At 36.6% G+C, this 18,385-nt stretch carries 14 protein-coding genes; 5 read left to right on the forward strand and 9 right to left on the reverse strand.

Annotation, left to right across the window (positions count from 1 at the left end; all coding sequences use genetic code 11):
* The first annotated feature begins 28 nt into the window (after positions 1-28).
* Both mpl and Q4496_RS05215 read left to right on the forward strand, forming a co-directional pair.
* A complete protein-coding gene (mpl, locus tag Q4496_RS05210; protein WP_303610019.1) occupies positions 29-1,411 on the forward strand; it encodes a UDP-N-acetylmuramate:L-alanyl-gamma-D-glutamyl-meso-diaminopimelate ligase in 1,383 nt (460 codons plus the stop codon).
* A gap of 177 nt (positions 1,412-1,588) precedes the next feature.
* On the forward strand, positions 1,589-4,852 hold the full coding sequence (locus tag Q4496_RS05215) for an amidohydrolase family protein (protein ID WP_303610020.1): 3,264 nt from the start codon (positions 1,589-1,591) through the stop codon (positions 4,850-4,852).
* Positions 4,853-5,434: 582 nt separating this feature from the next.
* Here the strand turns inward: Q4496_RS05215 and rraA are convergent.
* A complete protein-coding gene (rraA, locus tag Q4496_RS05220; RefSeq protein WP_215973489.1) occupies positions 5,435-5,920 on the reverse strand; it encodes a ribonuclease E activity regulator RraA in 486 nt (161 codons plus the stop codon).
* A gap of 133 nt (positions 5,921-6,053) precedes the next feature.
* Here rraA and Q4496_RS05225 point away from each other — a divergent pair, with 133 nt between their 5' ends.
* Positions 6,054-8,066, forward strand: a complete 2,013-nt coding sequence (locus Q4496_RS05225; protein WP_303610021.1) for a bifunctional diguanylate cyclase/phosphodiesterase — start codon at positions 6,054-6,056, stop codon at positions 8,064-8,066.
* A gap of 76 nt (positions 8,067-8,142) precedes the next feature.
* Here the strand turns inward: Q4496_RS05225 and Q4496_RS05230 are convergent, their stop codons facing one another.
* From Q4496_RS05230 to priA, 6 genes are all read right to left on the reverse strand, one after another.
* Positions 8,143-9,066, reverse strand: a complete 924-nt coding sequence (locus Q4496_RS05230) for a hypothetical protein (protein WP_215973491.1) — start codon at positions 9,064-9,066, stop codon at positions 8,143-8,145.
* A 108-nt stretch (positions 9,067-9,174) separates the two neighbouring features.
* The gene (locus Q4496_RS05235; protein WP_303610022.1) at positions 9,175-9,534 is read right to left on the reverse strand and encodes a gamma-butyrobetaine hydroxylase-like domain-containing protein; all 360 of its coding nucleotides are present in this window, start codon (positions 9,532-9,534) and stop codon (positions 9,175-9,177) included.
* 31 nt (positions 9,535-9,565) lie between these two features.
* Positions 9,566-10,909, reverse strand: coding sequence for an ATP-dependent protease ATPase subunit HslU (gene hslU / locus Q4496_RS05240; RefSeq protein WP_215973493.1), 1,344 nt, complete (start codon positions 10,907-10,909; stop codon positions 9,566-9,568).
* Positions 10,910-10,993: 84 nt separating this feature from the next.
* Positions 10,994-11,512, reverse strand: a complete 519-nt coding sequence (gene hslV, locus Q4496_RS05245) for an ATP-dependent protease subunit HslV (RefSeq protein ID WP_215973494.1) — start codon at positions 11,510-11,512, stop codon at positions 10,994-10,996.
* 119 nt (positions 11,513-11,631) lie between these two features.
* Complete coding sequence (locus Q4496_RS05250; protein WP_215973495.1) at positions 11,632-12,192, reverse strand: SPOR domain-containing protein; 561 nt, start codon at positions 12,190-12,192, stop codon at positions 11,632-11,634.
* Positions 12,193-12,312: 120 nt separating this feature from the next.
* Positions 12,313-14,523 (reverse strand): primosomal protein N', encoded by a 2,211-nt coding sequence (gene priA, locus Q4496_RS05255; protein WP_215973496.1) that lies wholly within the window; start codon positions 14,521-14,523, stop codon positions 12,313-12,315.
* A 241-nt stretch (positions 14,524-14,764) separates the two neighbouring features.
* Between priA and rpmE the strand changes: the two genes are divergently transcribed.
* On the forward strand, positions 14,765-14,977 hold the full coding sequence (gene rpmE / locus Q4496_RS05260; protein ID WP_215973497.1) for a 50S ribosomal protein L31: 213 nt from the start codon (positions 14,765-14,767) through the stop codon (positions 14,975-14,977).
* A 177-nt stretch (positions 14,978-15,154) separates the two neighbouring features.
* A complete protein-coding gene (gene dnaB, locus Q4496_RS05265) occupies positions 15,155-16,573 on the forward strand; it encodes a replicative DNA helicase (RefSeq protein ID WP_215973498.1) in 1,419 nt (472 codons plus the stop codon).
* 115 nt (positions 16,574-16,688) lie between these two features.
* On the opposite strand, the gene Q4496_RS05270 is transcribed toward dnaB, so the two are convergent.
* Positions 16,689-17,108 (reverse strand): secondary thiamine-phosphate synthase enzyme YjbQ, encoded by a 420-nt coding sequence (locus tag Q4496_RS05270; protein WP_303601283.1) that lies wholly within the window; start codon positions 17,106-17,108, stop codon positions 16,689-16,691.
* Positions 17,109-17,291: 183 nt separating this feature from the next.
* Positions 17,292-18,254 carry a LysR substrate-binding domain-containing protein gene (locus Q4496_RS05275; protein WP_215973500.1) on the reverse strand — a complete coding sequence of 321 codons (963 nt, stop codon included), beginning with the start codon at positions 18,252-18,254 and terminating at the stop codon, positions 17,292-17,294.
* Between the last annotated feature and the right edge of the window lie 131 nt (positions 18,255-18,385).

Below are 18,385 nucleotides of genomic sequence, written 5' to 3' on the forward strand. Positions count from 1 at the left end.
CATCTACTTTCAGTACTTTTTTTTGCTCATGACAAATAAAATTCAACATATACACATTCTTGGCATCTGCGGCACCTTTATGGGGGGCATTGCAGCATTAGCGAAAGAGCTGGGTTTTCGCGTAACAGGATGCGATGCTCAGGTTTATCCACCAATGAGCACACAATTAGAAGAACTTGGCATTGAGTTAATGCAAGGCTATAAAACAGAGCATTTTGATGATGAGCCAGATTTAGTTATTGTTGGTAACGCTATGTCTCGTGGCAATGTGATGGTGGAGTACATACTTGATCGAAATATTCCCTATATTTCAGGTCCTCAATGGTTATTAGAAAATGTTTTGAAAAATTGTTGGGTGCTTGCTGTCTCTGGTACGCATGGTAAAACAACAACAAGTAGCATGCTTACTTGGATTTTAGAATACGCACAGTTATCGCCAGGTTTTCTTATTGGAGGTGTCCCGCAAAACTTTAATTGTTCAGCACGATTAGGTAACACTCCTTTTTTTGTTATTGAAGCAGATGAATACGATACCGCCTTTTTTGATAAACGATCTAAATTTGTCCATTATCGTCCAAGAACATTAGTTATCAATAATTTAGAATTTGATCATGGTGATATCTTTAATGATTTATCTGATATTCAACGCCAATTTCATCACCTTATCCGAATGGTGCCTAGCAATGGTTTAATTTTATCACCAAAGAATGAATTCGCGATTAACGAAACATTAGCAATGGGCTGTTGGACCCCAACAGAGCAAAGCGACAGTGATAAAGGTTGGCAAGCTAATAAAGTTGTTGCAGACGGGAGTGAATTTATTGTTACTTTTAACGGTAAAGAGCAGGGCACTGTTAAGTGGGGACTCATTGGCGACTTTAATATTGATAATGCATTAATGGCAATTGCTGCAGCCAGACATGCTGGAGTACCAAGTCATATTGCTATTGAAGCTTTAGCCGAGTTTATTAATACTAAACGACGTTTAGAATTACGAGGCACAGTAAATCAAATTAAAGTTTATGATGATTTTGCTCACCATCCAACAGCGATTGCTAAAACCCTTGCCGGCGTTAGAGCGCAAGTTGATGGTAATAATAGTCCAGGCCGTGTTATTGCAGTATTAGAGCCTCGTTCTAATACGATGAAATCTGGTGTACATAAGGACACCTTGCCTGGTTCATTAGCTCAAGCGGATCAAGTGTTTTTATTTCAAGGTGAACAAGTAAAGTGGTCAGTCAGCGATTTAATTAATAATTGCCAGCAGCCTTGTATTGTTGAAGATGATATTAATCAGTTAGTGAATAAAATTACAGATTATGCACAAGCTGGCGATAGTATTGTCGTGATGAGTAATGGTTCATTCTCTTCTATTCACGAAAAATTACTTCAACGTCTTGACTTGAAATAGGTCACGTTACTCCCTTTGCTAAGCAAGAGACTTGTTTGGTGATTATCATTTAAAGTTAAGATTGATTGTATTATATTGTATGCAATCAAGCTTGACTTGAAACTATTCCACTATGAACTAAAACGATATTATTGATATGGTTTTAGCACATAAAACAATCGAATAAAGGACTGTAATATGTCGAAATACCTTCAGAAAATTATCACTGTCGGAATGATGCTAACCATGTCAGTATCGATAGTGAGCGTTAATGCCCAGGCGAAAGAATTAAAAGAAGAAAAACCTACTTGGTCGGTTAATTCGCCACAAGGCGTGTTTAAAAATGCGAGTATAGACGTGACCTCTGGTACATGGATGAATGTTGATGTTAGTCCAGATGGTACAACGTTGCTTTTTGATTTGCTCGGTGATATTTACACTATGCCAATCACAGGTGGTGAAGCTACTCCGCTAATGACGGATATTGCATGGCAAATGCAGCCGAAATTTAGTCCGGACGGCAAGTATATAGCATTTACTTCCGATGAAGATGGTGGCGATAATTTATGGATTATGAATCGAGATGGCAGTAATCGAAAAGCCGTTTCAACAGAGCCATTTCGTTTATTAAATAGCCCCGCATGGTCTCCTGATGGTAACTATTTAATTGGCAGGAAACACTACTCTAGTACACGTTCTTTGGGGGCTGGTGAGGTTTGGCTTTACCATAAAACTGGTGGTAGCGGTGTTATGTTAACTAAAAGGCCTAATGAACAAAAAGATTTAGGTGAGCCTGCTTATTCTGCTGATGGCAAGTATGTTTATTTTTCTCAAGATGCAACACCAGGGAAAACCTTTCATTATTCAAAAGATTCAGTGAAAGGTATTTACAAAATAAAACGCTTGGAGTTAGCAACAGGCGAAATTGACACCATTATTAGCGGTAAAGGTGGTGCTATTCGTCCAACACCGTCACCCGACGGAAAATACCTTGCTTTTATTAGCCGTGATGACTTTTCTTCAAACCTCTATTTATACGATTTAACCAGCGGTAAAGAAACAAAAATCTATGAAAATTTAGAACGTGACTTGCAAGAAACATGGGCGATTCATGGGGTGTATCCTAATATTGCTTGGACACCTAAGAGCGATAGTTTAGTTTTTTGGAATGGTGGAAAAATTAATCGTTTAGATATTGCTTCTAAAAAATCATCAATCATTGATTTTCATGTAAAAACTGTGAAAAGAATTCAACAAGCATTGCGATTTAAGCAAGACTTACCACAAGATAAATTTAACGTAAAAATGCTTCGTGATGTTGAGATATCGCCAGATGGCAATAAAGTTGTGTTTGAATCTATGGGGCACATATACACACGTAATATTAAGAACGGTAAAGCAGAAGGAAAGGCGAAACGATTAACTAAACAACAAAGCCATTATGAATTAAACCCAAGCTTTTCTCGTGATGGTAAAAACATTGTTTATGCTACATGGAATGACGATAAACAAGGTCAGATTCGTATTGTTTCAAGTAGAGGAGGTAAAGGCAAAGCATTATTAAATGAGCCAGGGAAATACATTGAGCCAACTTTTTCTCCTGATGGAAAAACAGTGGTATATCGTAAAATATCTGGTGGTTATATTACTCAACCGACTTGGGATCTTAATACAGGGATCTATGCGATATCTGCTAAAGGTGAACGTCAAGGTCGTAAACCTATTTTCATCACGAAAGATGGCAGACAGCCTCATTTTGGCAGCAGCAGTGATAATATTTATGTCATGCGCAATGGTGACAAGCCACAATTAGCATATGTGAGTCTTGATGGGAAAGAAGACCGAGTATTATATCAAGGAGAATTTGCTACTGAGTATAACGTATCACCTAACGGTAAATATTTAGCTTTTGCAGAACGTTTTAAAGTATTTGTAACTCCTTTTGTTGAACGTGGTGATGTTATTACTATTGGCCCTAAAGGAGGTAACTTTCCTGTTAAACAATTATCAATGCGTGCCGGTGAAGGGATTAATTGGAATAGTGATTCAAATGAACTGTACTGGAGCTTAGGTGCTAATTTATTTCAAGCCAATATTACTGATATTTTTGCAATAACTGATGCTGTAGATAAGAAAGAAAATATTGATAACACCTCTAAAGAGGCATCAGCAACAGAAGTAACTAAAACTTACCTTGGTTATACTAGTGCTGTTGACAAGCCTTCAGGCATTATCGCTTTTGTGGGGGGGAAAGTGATTACCATGGAAGGCGATAAAGTTATCGATAATGGTACTGTTTTGGTTGAAGGTAATATAATCAAAGCGATAGGTAGTAAGTCAGATGTTACTATTCCTTCTTCAGCTATTGTTATTGATATAACTGGCAAGAGTATTATGCCGGGGCTCATTGATGCGCATGCACATGGTCCACAAGGTAACAATCAAATAATTCCTCAACAGAACTGGAAAAACTATGCCGGTTTAGCTTTGGGAGTTACCAGTATTCACGATCCATCTAATGACACTAACGAATTTTTCGCTGCGAGTGAAATGCAAAAAGCAGGAAAAATTGTTGCGGCGCGTTTATTTTCAACAGGAAAAATCCTTTATGGCGCCAATGCTGCTGGATATACGGCACATGTGGATAGTTTAGATGATGCTAAGTTTCATGTAGAGCGCTTAAAAGAAGCGGGCGCTTTTAGTGTGAAAAGCTACAATCAACCACGCAGAAACCAACGTCAGCAATTTATTCAAGCGGCACGAGAGTTAAATATGCTGGTAGTTCCTGAAGGTGGCTCTTTATTACAGCATAACTTAACCATGTTAGTTGATGGTCATACAACTTTAGAGCATTCAATTCCTGTCGCTAATATTTACGACGACGTGAAGCAGTTATGGTCGCAATCTGAAATGGCATATACACCTACGCTTGTCGTTGCCTATGGTGGAATTTGGGGGGAGAACTACTGGTATGATAAAACTGATGTTTGGTTACATCCTCGTTTAAGTAAGTATGTACCAAGTGAATTTTTACAACCTAGAGCGATGCGTAGACCAAAAGCGCCATTGCATCACTATAATCATTTTAGCGTTGCTAAGGTGGCTAAAGAGTTACAAGATTTAGGTATTAAAGTTAATTCAGGTGGTCATGGACAGCGTGAAGGATTGGCGATGCACTGGGAAATGTGGATGATGGCGCAAGGTGGGATGACACCATTACAAGCATTAAAAACTGCGACTATTGCTTCAGCAGAAACGTTAGGCTTAGACGAACAACTTGGTTCAATTAAAACAGGTAAATTAGCCGATCTAATTGTGGTTGATGGCGATGTCAGCCAAGATATACGACAAAGTGATAAGGTTATTTATACTATGATTAATGGTCGTTTATACAATGCTGAAACTATGGATGAAGTAGGGCATTATGATAATAAACGCGCTAAGTTCTATTTTGAAAATTAGCAATAGCGCTAACTACATGTAATAAAAAGACTGTCTTTTTATTACATGTTATATGTTTGTTTAGGAAGTAAATATATACCTACCAAATAGGCATAATAAGTTCATTTTATTAGGTTAGATTAGATTCGTTTAAATTTAAATGGTTAACTTTTATAATTATACCAATCTCACTAGCTATGTGATCATTTCTACTTGCTAAAATCACCAACTACATCGTTATTTATTTAATAATTAGAACAACTAGTTATTGCAATAAATGCCTTGTATTTGGCAATTTTTTCTACGTATAAAATTGTTCACTTAATTAATGAAACTGGTATTAAGCATTTTTTCACTTAAATTTTTTCATTTAAAGGATAGCGAGTGAATTTAAGTCGCTAGGGTAAGAAAAACCCTAGTAGCTTTATATGAAACAAAATTTAGTACAAGGCGGTATTTATTAATAGAGAATAACTCTCAATGACAAAGAAATACGGTTGAAATCACTGGTTACTACAGTTAAGCACCTTCAAGCAAAATCACCCGTGAGCGAAAACACCAGAATAACCTTTTTTGCATTTTTCCAAGTAACTCAATTTGACTTTATTCAATATCTAATGGCTCTGGAGACAATATAATACCGGTATTGTCAGCATAAATATGATCATCAGGTAATATGGTTACGCCACCAAAGTTAATCGCAATATCAATTTCACCAAATTCATTATCGTTAGCGCCAACAGGAATTGAAACTAATCCTTGAATACCGATATCTATTTCTTCAATAGCGTCAACATCACGAACACTTCCATAACAAACAATACCTTCCCAGCCATTGTTTGCGGCAGTCTCAGCAATATCTAAGTCAATTAAAGCGCGCCTAGTTGAACCACCACCGTCAATGACGAGTACCTTGTTTGCTCCTTCCGTCATTACTGTTTTTTTTATGAGCCCAACACCTTCGAAGCACTTTATGGTGACTACTTTGCCCCCAAAAGAATGTCGGCCACCATAGTTGCTAAAAATAGGATCGATAACGTCAATTAAGTCAGCGTAGATATCACACAGTTGCGAGGTATCACATTCCATAACAATAGCCTTAAGTTTTAGAGATAATAGCTGTTAGTATAACCTGCTGAAGTGAAAATAAAATAGCTACTTGTATTTTGGACTAAAACTCTCTTTAATAGATGATTCATTCTCACTAATAATTGATATATTAATGCTTGTAAGTACGGACTCATTTACATTTTTATTTGCTATGCAAGCCATTGTGTTTGCTATTTTGTCATTAGTATTTTTAGTGTATTTTCGCTCTTTTAAACGTGAGTATGTCAAATGTTGGTTGTTTAGTTTAGTGGCATTAAGTGGCTATTATGTTATTAGTGCAGCACTTCCTATTACCGACATCTATATAAAAAATAACAGCTTATTGCTTTTTTATGAGCAAGTTCAACAAACAGCCTTATATCTCTTTCTAGCTTTTTTATTACTTGGCCTTTATCGCACAAAAAGAAAGCTCACAAAAACCTTTGTGAGTCTAGCCGTGTTACTCACTTTTTTTGTTAGCTTAACGGCATCAATTGCTTATTTATTTAGCGAAGATAACGCAGCTATGTACTTTGAGGTTAAAGCACAGGTACAAAGTTTTATTTTCATTATTAGTTTCTTAAGCGCAAGTTTATATCTCTTTATTGATCGCAAACCACACTTTTCTAGTAAACTTTTATTTGCCTTTTTCCTTATTTCTGCCATTCGTTATCTCGCTTATGTAACCATGACAGTGATGACTTTAACAGCTGAGTGGCTAAACCAATTAACGTTACTATTAACTTATTTTGATATTGGTGCTCACAGTATTTTAGGATTTATTTTACTTATTTGGATACAAGGGGATGAGCGTAATATCTCGAAACAGTCTATTCTTCGTGAGCAGTATTTAGGAAAGCATGACTTCTTAACGGGCGCGTTAAATCGCATTGCAGTAATGAATCAGCTAACAGAGGCAATTACTACTGCTAAACAACAATCATGTAAGCTTGCTGTATTTCTAATTGATATAAAGCAGTTTAAATTTATTAATGATACTTATGGGTTAAAAGTAGGTGACTGCATTCTTAAAGAAGTCGCAAGTAGGCTAAATAATAGTCTGCTACGGCCTAAGGCGGTAGGGCGGTTAAGTGGTGATTCTTTTATGTTTGTTATTGAGTATTATAATGAGCCGTCAGTTGCTCGAGTGCCAGAGCATCTCCATCAAATTATTGGTCGCCCTTATCAATATCATGATCAAGAAGCACATATTCAAGCGAGTATTGGATATACCTCTTTTCCCGAATATGGTGATAATGCGGAAGAATTATTGCAAAATGCAAATCTAGCTTTGCATCATGCAGAAACGAATAATATATCTACCATCAATTTTGAATCAGGTATGCAAGCAGGTGGACGACGTTTATTATTAAAAGAGAAAGAGCTTAAAAATGCCATTCTTAACGATGAATTCGTTTTATATTATCAACCGCAACTAAACTTGTTAACGAATCGCTTAGAAGGCGTTGAAGCTTTGGTACGTTGGCAGCACCCAACCAAAGGTTTATTGTTACCAGGCGATTTTTTAGATGATATAGATACTTTGTTTATGAATAGTCAGTTTGATAATTATGTTTTAAGTAAAGCCTGTAGTACGAATGCTCGATGGTATGAAAAATATAAACGCAGGGTAACTATTGCCGTTAATATTACCGCTGTTGAATTTCAAGACCCTCAATTTGTTAGTAATATTCAAACTTTATTACGTGATAATAATTTATCTCCTAGATATTTAGAGCTAGAAATCACTGAAAATGTGGTAATGACTGATATCGATACGGCTATGACCACTATTACGTCATTACAAAGTATGGGTATCAAAGTATCAATTGATGATTTTGGTACAGGCTATTCATCTTTGGCCTATTTACGCCAATTACCTATCGATAAAATTAAAATAGATCGTAGTTTTATCACTGAAGTTGCAACCAATGACTCTGATTTAACTATTGTTAAATCGATGATAAAACTCTCTCATGGTTTAGGGAAGCGTGTACTTGCCGAAGGTGTTGAAAATAGAGAACAACTAAATGTATTACGTAATATGGGCTGTGATGCAGTTCAAGGATACCTTATTGATAAACCATTGCCGGAAGAAACATTTGTTAGCTATTTAACTAAGCAGAATACAAGCACAAAAACTTAGTTTATGCTTATTATGAGGTTTAGCTGGCTTAGTGAATTGAGGTTGTCGTTAACGCGTAACTTATTAATTATATGATTTATTGTTTAGAGGGAGCTTTAGTTTGTATACGCTCTTTCGTGACTTGATCAAGCTTAATCATATAAGAATTTCTGCCAACGCCATAGAATTCTTCATCGGTAAAAATAATGGTGTTTTCGTCAGAAAAGGTCACTGCTTCTTTTTGTGTGACGATACCCAAATCAATTTTATAAGCATCACCTGAGAAAAAATCATCACCTTGCCAATTTTCAAATAACCATAGTCGTTCTGAGTCTAATAGTACTAATTTACTTCTATCTGGACTTAGAGCTGCCGACGTTATCCAGCAGAGCTTTTGATGTGTGGTACAAGTATTAAAGTTACTAATAAAACTGGCCTGATAATTATCTGCGTGATCACCAATTTTATATAAGTTAGTATCGCCATCAAATGGCTTTGTTCTATTTTTTGAAAATAAATATAAGTGTCTTTTGTAAAAAACAAACGCCTCTAAATCAAAGTTTTTTTCTGACGCTTTAGGTGGAAAGTTTCGATGCTCTGGAAAGGTGAATTTAATTATTTCCGCTTCAGTTTCGGTTCCTTTAATATCAATAGGATTCTCAATTTTATAAATGGTGAGCCACTTACGCATATTGTCATTATTACCAAAGTCACCAATAAAAAAGTGGCCAAAATCATCCTGGGTCATGTCTTCCCAGTCTAAATTTCGCCCATTAGTAATAGTAACTGATTTTTTAATTTTTCCATCGCTTTGTACTTGGTGTATTTGTGCTGAATTACCGCCATCATTGATAGCCCATAAGTTGCCTGCTTTGTCGAATTCAATCCCCGAAACTTCTTTAATTCTGCTGTCTAAGGTGACGACTTTACTACTATAGAGTTCATAAGATTCACTGATTATTACAGCTAGAACGACGACCGCACTTAGACCTACAAACGCATAAAACGATTTTTTTATCATTGATTTTCCGTGTAAAGTTAAATCTATATGGTCGTGAGTATTGAAAAGCTAGGTTGACAAAACTATATATAAACGACAATAGCACTAGAGGTACAAGAATAGCTTAATTTACAATTGAGTGATATTGATCATTGCTTCACGAGAGTGCCCAGAGGCTTTTAAATTTGTAAGATAGTGTTGCCAACGATCATTCTGTTCTGTTACTAATAACGCTATATATTTAGTTGAATATATAGCGTTATGTTGATCATCAAAAATAAACCTATAGCCATGTTTACCTAAATTTTCAATTGCGGTTAACACAACATCCTTTTTATGAGTAACTAAGCTTTGTTGTTTGGTCGGTTTATTTGCTGAAGGGGTAAAAACACGTAAATATTCAAAAGGTAAACAAGCAGACTGCCCATTGTTAAAATCAATGGTAAGACTTTTTGTATTTGTATTTATCAAAAAACTTTGAATATTCATAAGTGGTTGTAAACTCGTTAAAATATGTTTCTTATAGGATGAAACGGCTTAAATCTTCATCTTGTATTACGTCATTTAACGTTTTATCAACATGTGCTTTATCAATAACAATTTTTTCGCCTGAACGTTCATTAGCATTAAAAGATAATTCTTCCGTTAATCGTTCCATCATAGTATGCAAGCGACGAGCTCCTATGTTTTCGGTAGTTTCATTAACTTGCCAAGCAGCATTCGCTATTGCTTGAATACCGTCATCACTAAACTCAATATCCACGCCTTCTGTTGCTAATAACGCAATATACTGCTCTGTTAGTGAGGCGAAAGGTTCTGTTAATATTCTAACAAAATCTTCTGTTGTTAACGCTTTTAGCTCTACTCGAATAGGTAGGCGACCTTGTAATTCAGGAATTAAATCTGAAGGTTTAGCCATTTGGAAGGCACCTGAAGCAATAAATAGAATATGATCAGTTTTAATCATGCCATGCTTAGTACTAACCGTTGAGCCTTCAACTAAAGGTAATAAGTCTCGCTGTACGCCTTCACGTGATACATCACCGCCACTATTACTATCAGCACGCTTACAAATTTTGTCTATTTCATCAATAAAAACAATCCCATTTTGCTCTACCGCATAAATAGCTTTTTGCTTAATATCATCTTGATTAACGATTTTAGCGGCTTCTTCTTCTTGCAACGCCTTAAAAGCATCTTTAATTTTTAATTTGCGCTTTTTAGTTTTATCATTCGACATACTTTGGAACATGCTTTGCAATTGCGAAGTCATGTCTTCCATGCCTGGAGGTGCCATAATTTCTACGCCGACTTGCGGTGCAGCTAAATCAAGTTCAATTTCTTTATCGTCTAATTTACCTTCACGCAATTTTTTACGGAATACTTGACGAGTATTGTTATTCTCACCGTCTACATCATTTTTTTCAGCGTTTCCAAATCCATCACGAGCAGGAGGTAATAACACATCTAAAATACGCTCTTCAGCAGCTTCTTCAGCTAAATGTTGCACACGATTCATTTCGTCTTCTTTAACCATTTTAATTGCCATATCGGCAAGGTCACGAATAATCGTCTCAACTTCTTTACCTACATAACCCACTTCTGTGAATTTTGTGGCTTCAACTTTAATAAAAGGAGCATGTGCCAGTTTTGCTAAACGACGTGCAATTTCAGTTTTACCTACACCGGTAGGGCCTATCATTAAAATGTTTTTTGGGGTTACTTCATTGCGTAGCCCTTCGTTTAGTTGCATACGACGCCAGCGGTTACGTAAAGCGATGGCAACAGCACGTTTGGCTTCGCTTTGGCCGACAATATGGGCATCTAATTCATGGACAATTTCGCGGGGAGTCATATCTGACATATTTTAATCCTCGTTTTGTCTTGATTCATCAAAACAATAATCTTTTTGAAAATATAATGGAGAAACTACTATTAAGCCTGTGGCTTACAATTCATCTATCGTTTGAGATTGATTAGTGAAAACACATATATCACCAGCAATTGTTAAGGACTTCTCTACAATTTCTTTGGCGCTTAAGTCGGTGTTTTCTAATAGTGCGATAGCGGCTGATTGGGCAAAATTACCTCCACTACCAATAGCGATTAAGTCATGTTCGGGTTGAACAACATCACCATTACCGGTAATAATTAATGAGGCAGTTTCATCAGCAACAGCTAATAAAGCCTCAAGCTTTCTAAGGGCGCGATCACTACGCCAATCTTTGGCTAGTTCAACAGCAGCTTTGGTTAAATGGCCTTGATGTTGTTCAAGTTTACTTTCAAAACGCTCGAAGAGGGTAAAAGCATCAGCAGTACCGCCGGCAAACCCCGCCAATACTTTGTTGTTATATAAACGACGAACTTTTTTGGCATTACCTTTCATAACGGTATTACCTAGTGACACTTGACCGTCACCACCAATGGCTACTTTGCCATTACGTCTAACTGAAACAATAGTAGTCATGTTAACTCCAATCTCAATAAATACATTTTTTGTTGTAAATAAAGTTGGGGTTATTAATGAGTTTTCAAGGATAGAATTTATTTTATAGTCATTCTATCCAATTTATTTTGAAGGATAGGTTATTTCCATAACCAAATCTGACAACGATTAATGTTGTTATTACGTAATTTGTGTTTATCTTGCTCTGCAGCGCGTTTTCGTGAATATGGACCTAAAACGACTTTATGCCATATATTATTTTTGCCTTGTGCAGTTTGAATTGAACTTTCTAACCCAGAGAAAGCTATTTTAGCTCTTAGTGATTCTGCTTGGGCTGCCGTTTTAAAAGAACCACATTGCATTTTATAAGGACCATTTTGTTTAACTTCATACTGTCCTACTTCAATTTCTTTGGTTTTTAAATTTTCAACATAAGTCCATTTTTCTTTAGGAGGCTCAGGTAAGTCTTTCTCTTTTTTAGGCTTAACTTCATGTTGAGTTTGAATAGGCGTTTTAGTTGTTTCATCTGTTTTTAAAAACCATAAACTATAGACAAAAACGGAAATAAATATGATAGCTATCAGACCTAAAAACTTGAGTTTTCGAGTCGAAGTTGGATCTGGTTGTGCCGATTTTTTTTTGTAAGGGCTATTTTTTTTCTTTTTTTGCGGCGTACGAGAAATATAATCTTGATTTGACATGAACTACAGAAGAACCAGGAAGAATGTAGGCTATTTTATACTTAAGTTATTTCTAATTACAAGTAGATATAGCGAAAGCAAAACTATCCAGTAAAAGTAGGCTGCAGTTTAATTATTTGATTACCAATTTAAATCAATAGGATCAATGTCTAAACTCCAACGTACTTTACTTTGCCATTCATTATTCGGGATGGCAGCTAGTAACTGGAAAATAGCAATATGCAGATCTTTTCTTGATTTAGCCTGCAAAATTAAATGATAACGAAATTTGCCCGCCTTTTTCTCCATTGCTGCAGGAACAGGTCCGGCAAATTGACAGTTAGTGAAAGTAAGCTCAGTTAATAGTCGTAAGAACTTTTCAGGATAGCTTGGGTAATTGGCTTCAGCGCGGAATAAGGCTTGATAACTAAAAGGTGGCAACATAGCTTGCTTTCTTTCAGCTAAGGCTTGTTTGGCAAAGTGTTGGTAGCCATTATGCACTAGGTCTTGTAGTAAAGGATGTTCAGGATAACTGGTTTGTACTAACACTTTACCTGGTTTACTCGCACGACCGGCACGACCAGCGACCTGAATTAATAGTTGTGCCATTTGTTCGCTGGCACGAAAATCAAAACTGAATAATGCACCATCGCCATCAAGCACCGCTACTAAGGTAACATCAGGAAAATGATGACCTTTAGCCAGCATTTGCGTACCAATAAGTAATTGATGTTTTTTATCTGTAATTTCTTGTAATAACTTAGTTAATTCACCTTTTTTACGGGTGCTGTCTCTGTCTATTCTTACCACACTAACATCAGGAAATATCTCACCAATTCGTTGCTCTAACTGTTCTGTTCCTTGACCTATAGGTGCAATACGAATACTACCGCATTTGGGGCATTGTTTTGGTACACGTTTTTGGCTACCACAATGATGGCAAATTAATAGTTGTTGTTTTTGATGGTAAGTATAAGGTTTATCGCAACGTTGGCAGTCAGCAAGCCAATGGCATTCTTGACAATTTATTGCGGGTGCATAGCCTCGCCTATTTAAAAAAATAAGAGCTTGTTCACCACGTGCTAGTGTTTGTTTAATCTCATGTTTTAAGCTGCCAGACAAACCAAATTCCATTTGTTGTTGAGCAACATCAATTAATGTTATTTGCGCTTTACTGCTTTTTCCAGCTCGCTTACGTAGCTGGTGGTATTGGTACTTGCCAGATAAGGCATTTTGTAATGATTCAAAACTAGGTGTAGCACTACCTAAAATAATAGGAATATTTGTTTGCCTAGCGCGTAAAATAGCAATATCTCGCCCATGATACCGAAAACTGTCTTGCTGCTTTAACGAGCTGTCGTGCTCTTCATCAACAATAATCATACCTAACTTGTGCAAGGGGGAGAAAATAGCAGATCGTGTGCCTATAACAATGGCAGCACTACCTTGTTGGGCGCTTAACCAAGTATCTAAACGCTCAGTATCGTTAAGGTTAGAGTGATGCAAACAAATAGGCACGCTAAAGCGTTGCTCAAAACGCAATAGCGTTTGTGGTGTTAAACCTATTTCAGGAACAATCACTAATACTTGTTGATGATTTGCTAATACATTTTCCATGGCCTGTAGATAAACTTCCGTTTTACCACTGCCAGTAACACCGTCAATTAAGTGGCAAGAGAAGCGATCTAACGATTGATTGATTGCGGCAACAATCAATGCTTGCTCGGTTGATAGCAATTGTTTGTTTTCTTGGGTTAATTTGTTATCTTGCCAAGAAAATTGCCCTGGTTTATGCTTAACCTGCTTGATAAGATCTTTGGCAACCAAGGCATTTAACTGTGCCTTGCTATAACCTAAAGTACGCAATTCTGCCCAGCTAATACCATGATGTTTTGCTATTAATTGAAAAAGTGCGAACTGTTTTGGCGCTTTAGTTTCAACCTTAGCTAATTGCTCTTGCTGTTCATTTTCGATTAGCTCTACACTTTGCCAAACCATCGGTGGCTGCAGATCTACTTTTTTTACCTGACGTAGTAATTTGGGGAGTGCTTGTTGAAAAACGTCACCAATAGGATGGTGGTAGTAGTTAGCACATAACTTGAGATAATTAACCAAAAAATCGCTTAAGTGAAAGCTATCGTTAAGGCGTTGTGAAATTGGTTTTATTTTTGAGTCAATATCACACTTGTCGGTTATCGCGATAACAATAGCGATAACTTTTCTTGCACCAAATGATACAGCAACACGTTCGCCAATTTTTATTGGTGGTGTTTGTAGTTCCTCAGGTACTTGATAGGTAAACAGCTGGCGCATAGGAACGGGAACTGCTACTTGTACATATTGCTCAGACACGAATAATATAGAATGCTTGTTATAAGAATAGGCCGTTTATATTACCGTAAAAATTACTATTTATTAATAAGTCTTTTTTAGTCAGTTTAGTATCAGTTTAGCTTGCAGTCGGTGCGGTGATCATTTATTATTCGCCTCCATTAATTTTTACACCGTATGGTGCTTGGCGTTTTAAGTTCATATAACTAAAGCGGCTGAGTGGCGATACGCCCAATTTCTCGAAAGAGATATAGAGGTCCCCATGAAAGACGGAATTCATCCTAATTATGTTGAGTTTAAAGCAACTTGTTCTTGTGGCAATGTTATTACAACTCGTTCAACAGCAGCTAAAGACGTGCATTTAGACGTATGTTCAGAATGTCACCCTTTTTACACTGGTAAGCAGAAAGCTGCTGAGACCGGTGGTCGTGTTGATAAATTCAACAAACGTTTTGGTGCTCTTTCTAAGAAGTAATTTTTACTTTTTAGTTTCTTTTCTTGTTATTAAGAAAAGTAGCATCGAAAAAAGCGCCGAAAGGCGCTTTTTTTATTTCTGACATTTGTAGATTTTAGTACTCTATTTTTTGTGGTGTTTCTGCTACATTAACCATCCTAGAAAAACCTTCTCAAATTTAAAATTAAGGCTCAATAAATGGCAGAAAGAAAGCCAGGTAAATTTGCTAAAGAAAGGCAATTTATCAAAGATAAGCAAATTGATGCATTAAAAACGCCACCGCATTCATTAGAAGCTGAACAATCTGTGTTAGGTGGTTTATTGCTTGATAATGAAACTTGGGATCGTGTTTCAGAAAAAACAGTGGCTGATGACTTTTATAGTCGTTCACATCGTCTGATTTTTGAAACTATTGGCGCCCTAATTGAACTAGGTGAACCGGTTGATTTAATTACGCTGTCTGAAGCCTTAGAAAATGATCAAAAGCTTGATGATGCAGGTGGTTTTGTTTATCTCGCTGAGATGATGAAAAATACACCAAGTGCGGCTAATATTACAGCTTATGCTGATATTGTTCGGGAACGTGCCGTTACGCGAGAAATGATCAGCGTAGCTAATGAATTAGCGGAAGCTGGTTATGATACGCAGGGTCGCTCTAGTGCCGATTTACTTGATTTTGCGGAAACGAAAGTATTTGCAATAGCTGAAAAACGCGCTAACAAGTCTGAAGGGCCTGAAAGCTTGCATTCAGTGTTAGAAAAAACCGTCGATAGAATTGAAAAACTATGTTCAACGGAGACCGGTGGTGTTACTGGTGTTCCTAGTGGCTTTGCTGATCTAGATAAAATGACGGCTGGTTTACAAAAGTCAGATTTAATTATTGTTGCTGCTCGTCCATCAATGGGTAAAACAACCTTTGCAATGAACTTGGCTGAACATGCTGCAATGACACAAGAGTATCCGGCATTAATCTTTAGTTTAGAGATGCCTGCGGATCAAATTATGATGAGAATGCTAGCCTCTTTAGGGCGCATTGATCAAACTAAAATTAGAACTGGGCAGCTAGACGATGAAGATTGGGCTCGCTTGTCTTCTACTATGGGCTTACTAATTGAAAACGGCAAAATGTTTATTGATGATGCTGCGGGCTTAACACCAACAGAAGTACGCTCTAGAGCGAGACGTATTCATCGAGATCATGGTGGTATTTCTATGATCATGATCGATTACTTACAACTTATGCGCGCACCTCAGTTTTCAGATAATCGTACTTTAGAAATAGCAGAAATTTCTCGCTCATTAAAAGCCTTAGCTAAAGAGTTACAAGTACCGGTAGTGGCGCTTTCTCAGCTAAACCGTGGCTTGGAGCAACGTAGTGATAAACGTCCAATTAACTCAGATCTACGTGAATCAGGTTCAATAGAGCAAGATGCCGATTTAATCATGTTTATTTACCGTGATGAGGTATATCACGATGATAGTGAATTTAAAGGGATGGCAGAAATTATTATTGGTAAGCAACGTAACGGACCTATTGGCCGTGTTCCACTGACTTTCCAAGGTAAGTACTCACGCTTTGATAATTATGCTGGGCCACATGTGCTTGAAGAAGATTAGTTGAGTGAGTATTGGCTTGTATTATTTTTTTGAATGTAAGCCTTTACTTAAGACTAATATTTTAACTTAACAGTAGTCATTGTTATAACGGATGCTAACTAATTGATTCCTTATATTATTCACCGTTGATGGTAGCTATTACTGTACGGCTACCACCATAATCTCTATGCTCGCCTAAATAAATACCTTGCCAAGTACCTAGGTTTAGTTGCCCATTAGTAATAGGAATAGTAATGCTTGAGCCGAGTAAACTAGCTTTTATATGGGCTGGCATGTCGTCATCACCTTCATAGGTGTGTTGATAATAAGGGGCTCTTTCAGGAACGAAAGTATTAAAGTGTTTTTCCATATCGGCGCGAACTGTTGGGTCGGCATTTTCGTTAATCGTTAGTGACGCGGAAGAATGTTGAATGAATAAGTGTAGTATGCCGTGTTGCACTTTTTCTAAGCCAGTAAGTTGTGCTTGAACTTCATTGGTAATTAAATGAAATCCACGACTTTTGTTGGTTAACTTAATCTCCGTTTGTATCCACATATTAATATTTTCCTTTATAATACCAATCTCACTAGTTATATGATCATTTCTACTTGCTAAAATCACCAACGATATCGTTATTTATTTAATAATTAGCACAACGAGTTATTGAAATATATGCCTTGTATTTGGCAATTTTTTATACGTATAAAATTGTTCACTTCATTAATGAAATTGGTATAACTATTCTGTTATCTCTGCTTTATTTAAACGTTCAAAAGCTGAAATAGTTTGTGGTATCAATTGCTCAATGATTTCAATATGCGGGCTTTGCGCTTGATAACGGGCGTAGAGCGTTTTATATATACCCGTCTCACCAATACGTTTAGTTTGTACTAATGATTGCTTGCTTAAACTATTTACTAACCATTTAGGCAACACCGCTATACCCATATTAGCAGCAACCATTTGTAATATCATATGACTATTCGCAACTTGTTTGATCGCTTTTGGTTTGTATTTATTACCAGATTCTTGATTAGTATTTTTATTTAAAAAAAGCTTAAAGAGATCAAGCTCTTCTATTTTCACTGGGTAGGTGAGTAAAGTGTAGTGGCTAAAGTCAGCGGCTGATAAAAAATCTTGGGCTGTGGTTTCACTTTCTTTTGCTAGTACAGCAACTACTTCATAGGTTCCAAGTGATTGATAAATATAGTTATCGTTTTCATTTTTTTCATCAATAAATAGAATGTCGACATCATCAGCAGGTTTATTAGTAATAGGTTTAGGAAAAGCTTGCTCTAATGACGTTTTACCAAAAAAGGTTTGCTCCATAAAGTTAAGTTTTAATTTTGGATACTGTTGTGAAAATTGCTCGGTAATAGGTAATAACCACTGAAAACAAGCGTGACAGGCTATAGCTAAATTGAGGTGAGTTATGGTGCTTTTTTCTGTTTTTAATTCGTTTAGTGCCGTACTTATTTTAGGCAAAATATTATTGGCTAAAGTTAGTAATACTTGCCCTTTTTCGGTGAACTGAACAGGCGACGTATTACGAATAAAAAGTTGTGTATTTAAGCGCTGCTCTAAGTCCTTTAACTGATGAGAAAGCGCTGACTGACTAACAAAAAGTGCATCAGCTGCCTTTCTTATATTTCCGGTGTTTGACAAGGTGGTGAGTGTTTTTAGGTGCTTTATCTCAAACATTATGAAAATTCCTTCATGTCCATCGTGAATTTTTACCCGTTCAGCAACTAGGTATTATTTAAAAGTATAACCATTTGGGTGTCTAGACGTCTAGGTGTTTTTTCGTTTATTTGTAAGTAATGAATTCAATT

The sequence above is a fragment of the Colwellia sp. 5_MG-2023 genome (assembly GCF_030547795.1).
In the GTDB taxonomy this organism is placed as follows: domain Bacteria; phylum Pseudomonadota; class Gammaproteobacteria; order Enterobacterales; family Alteromonadaceae; genus Colwellia.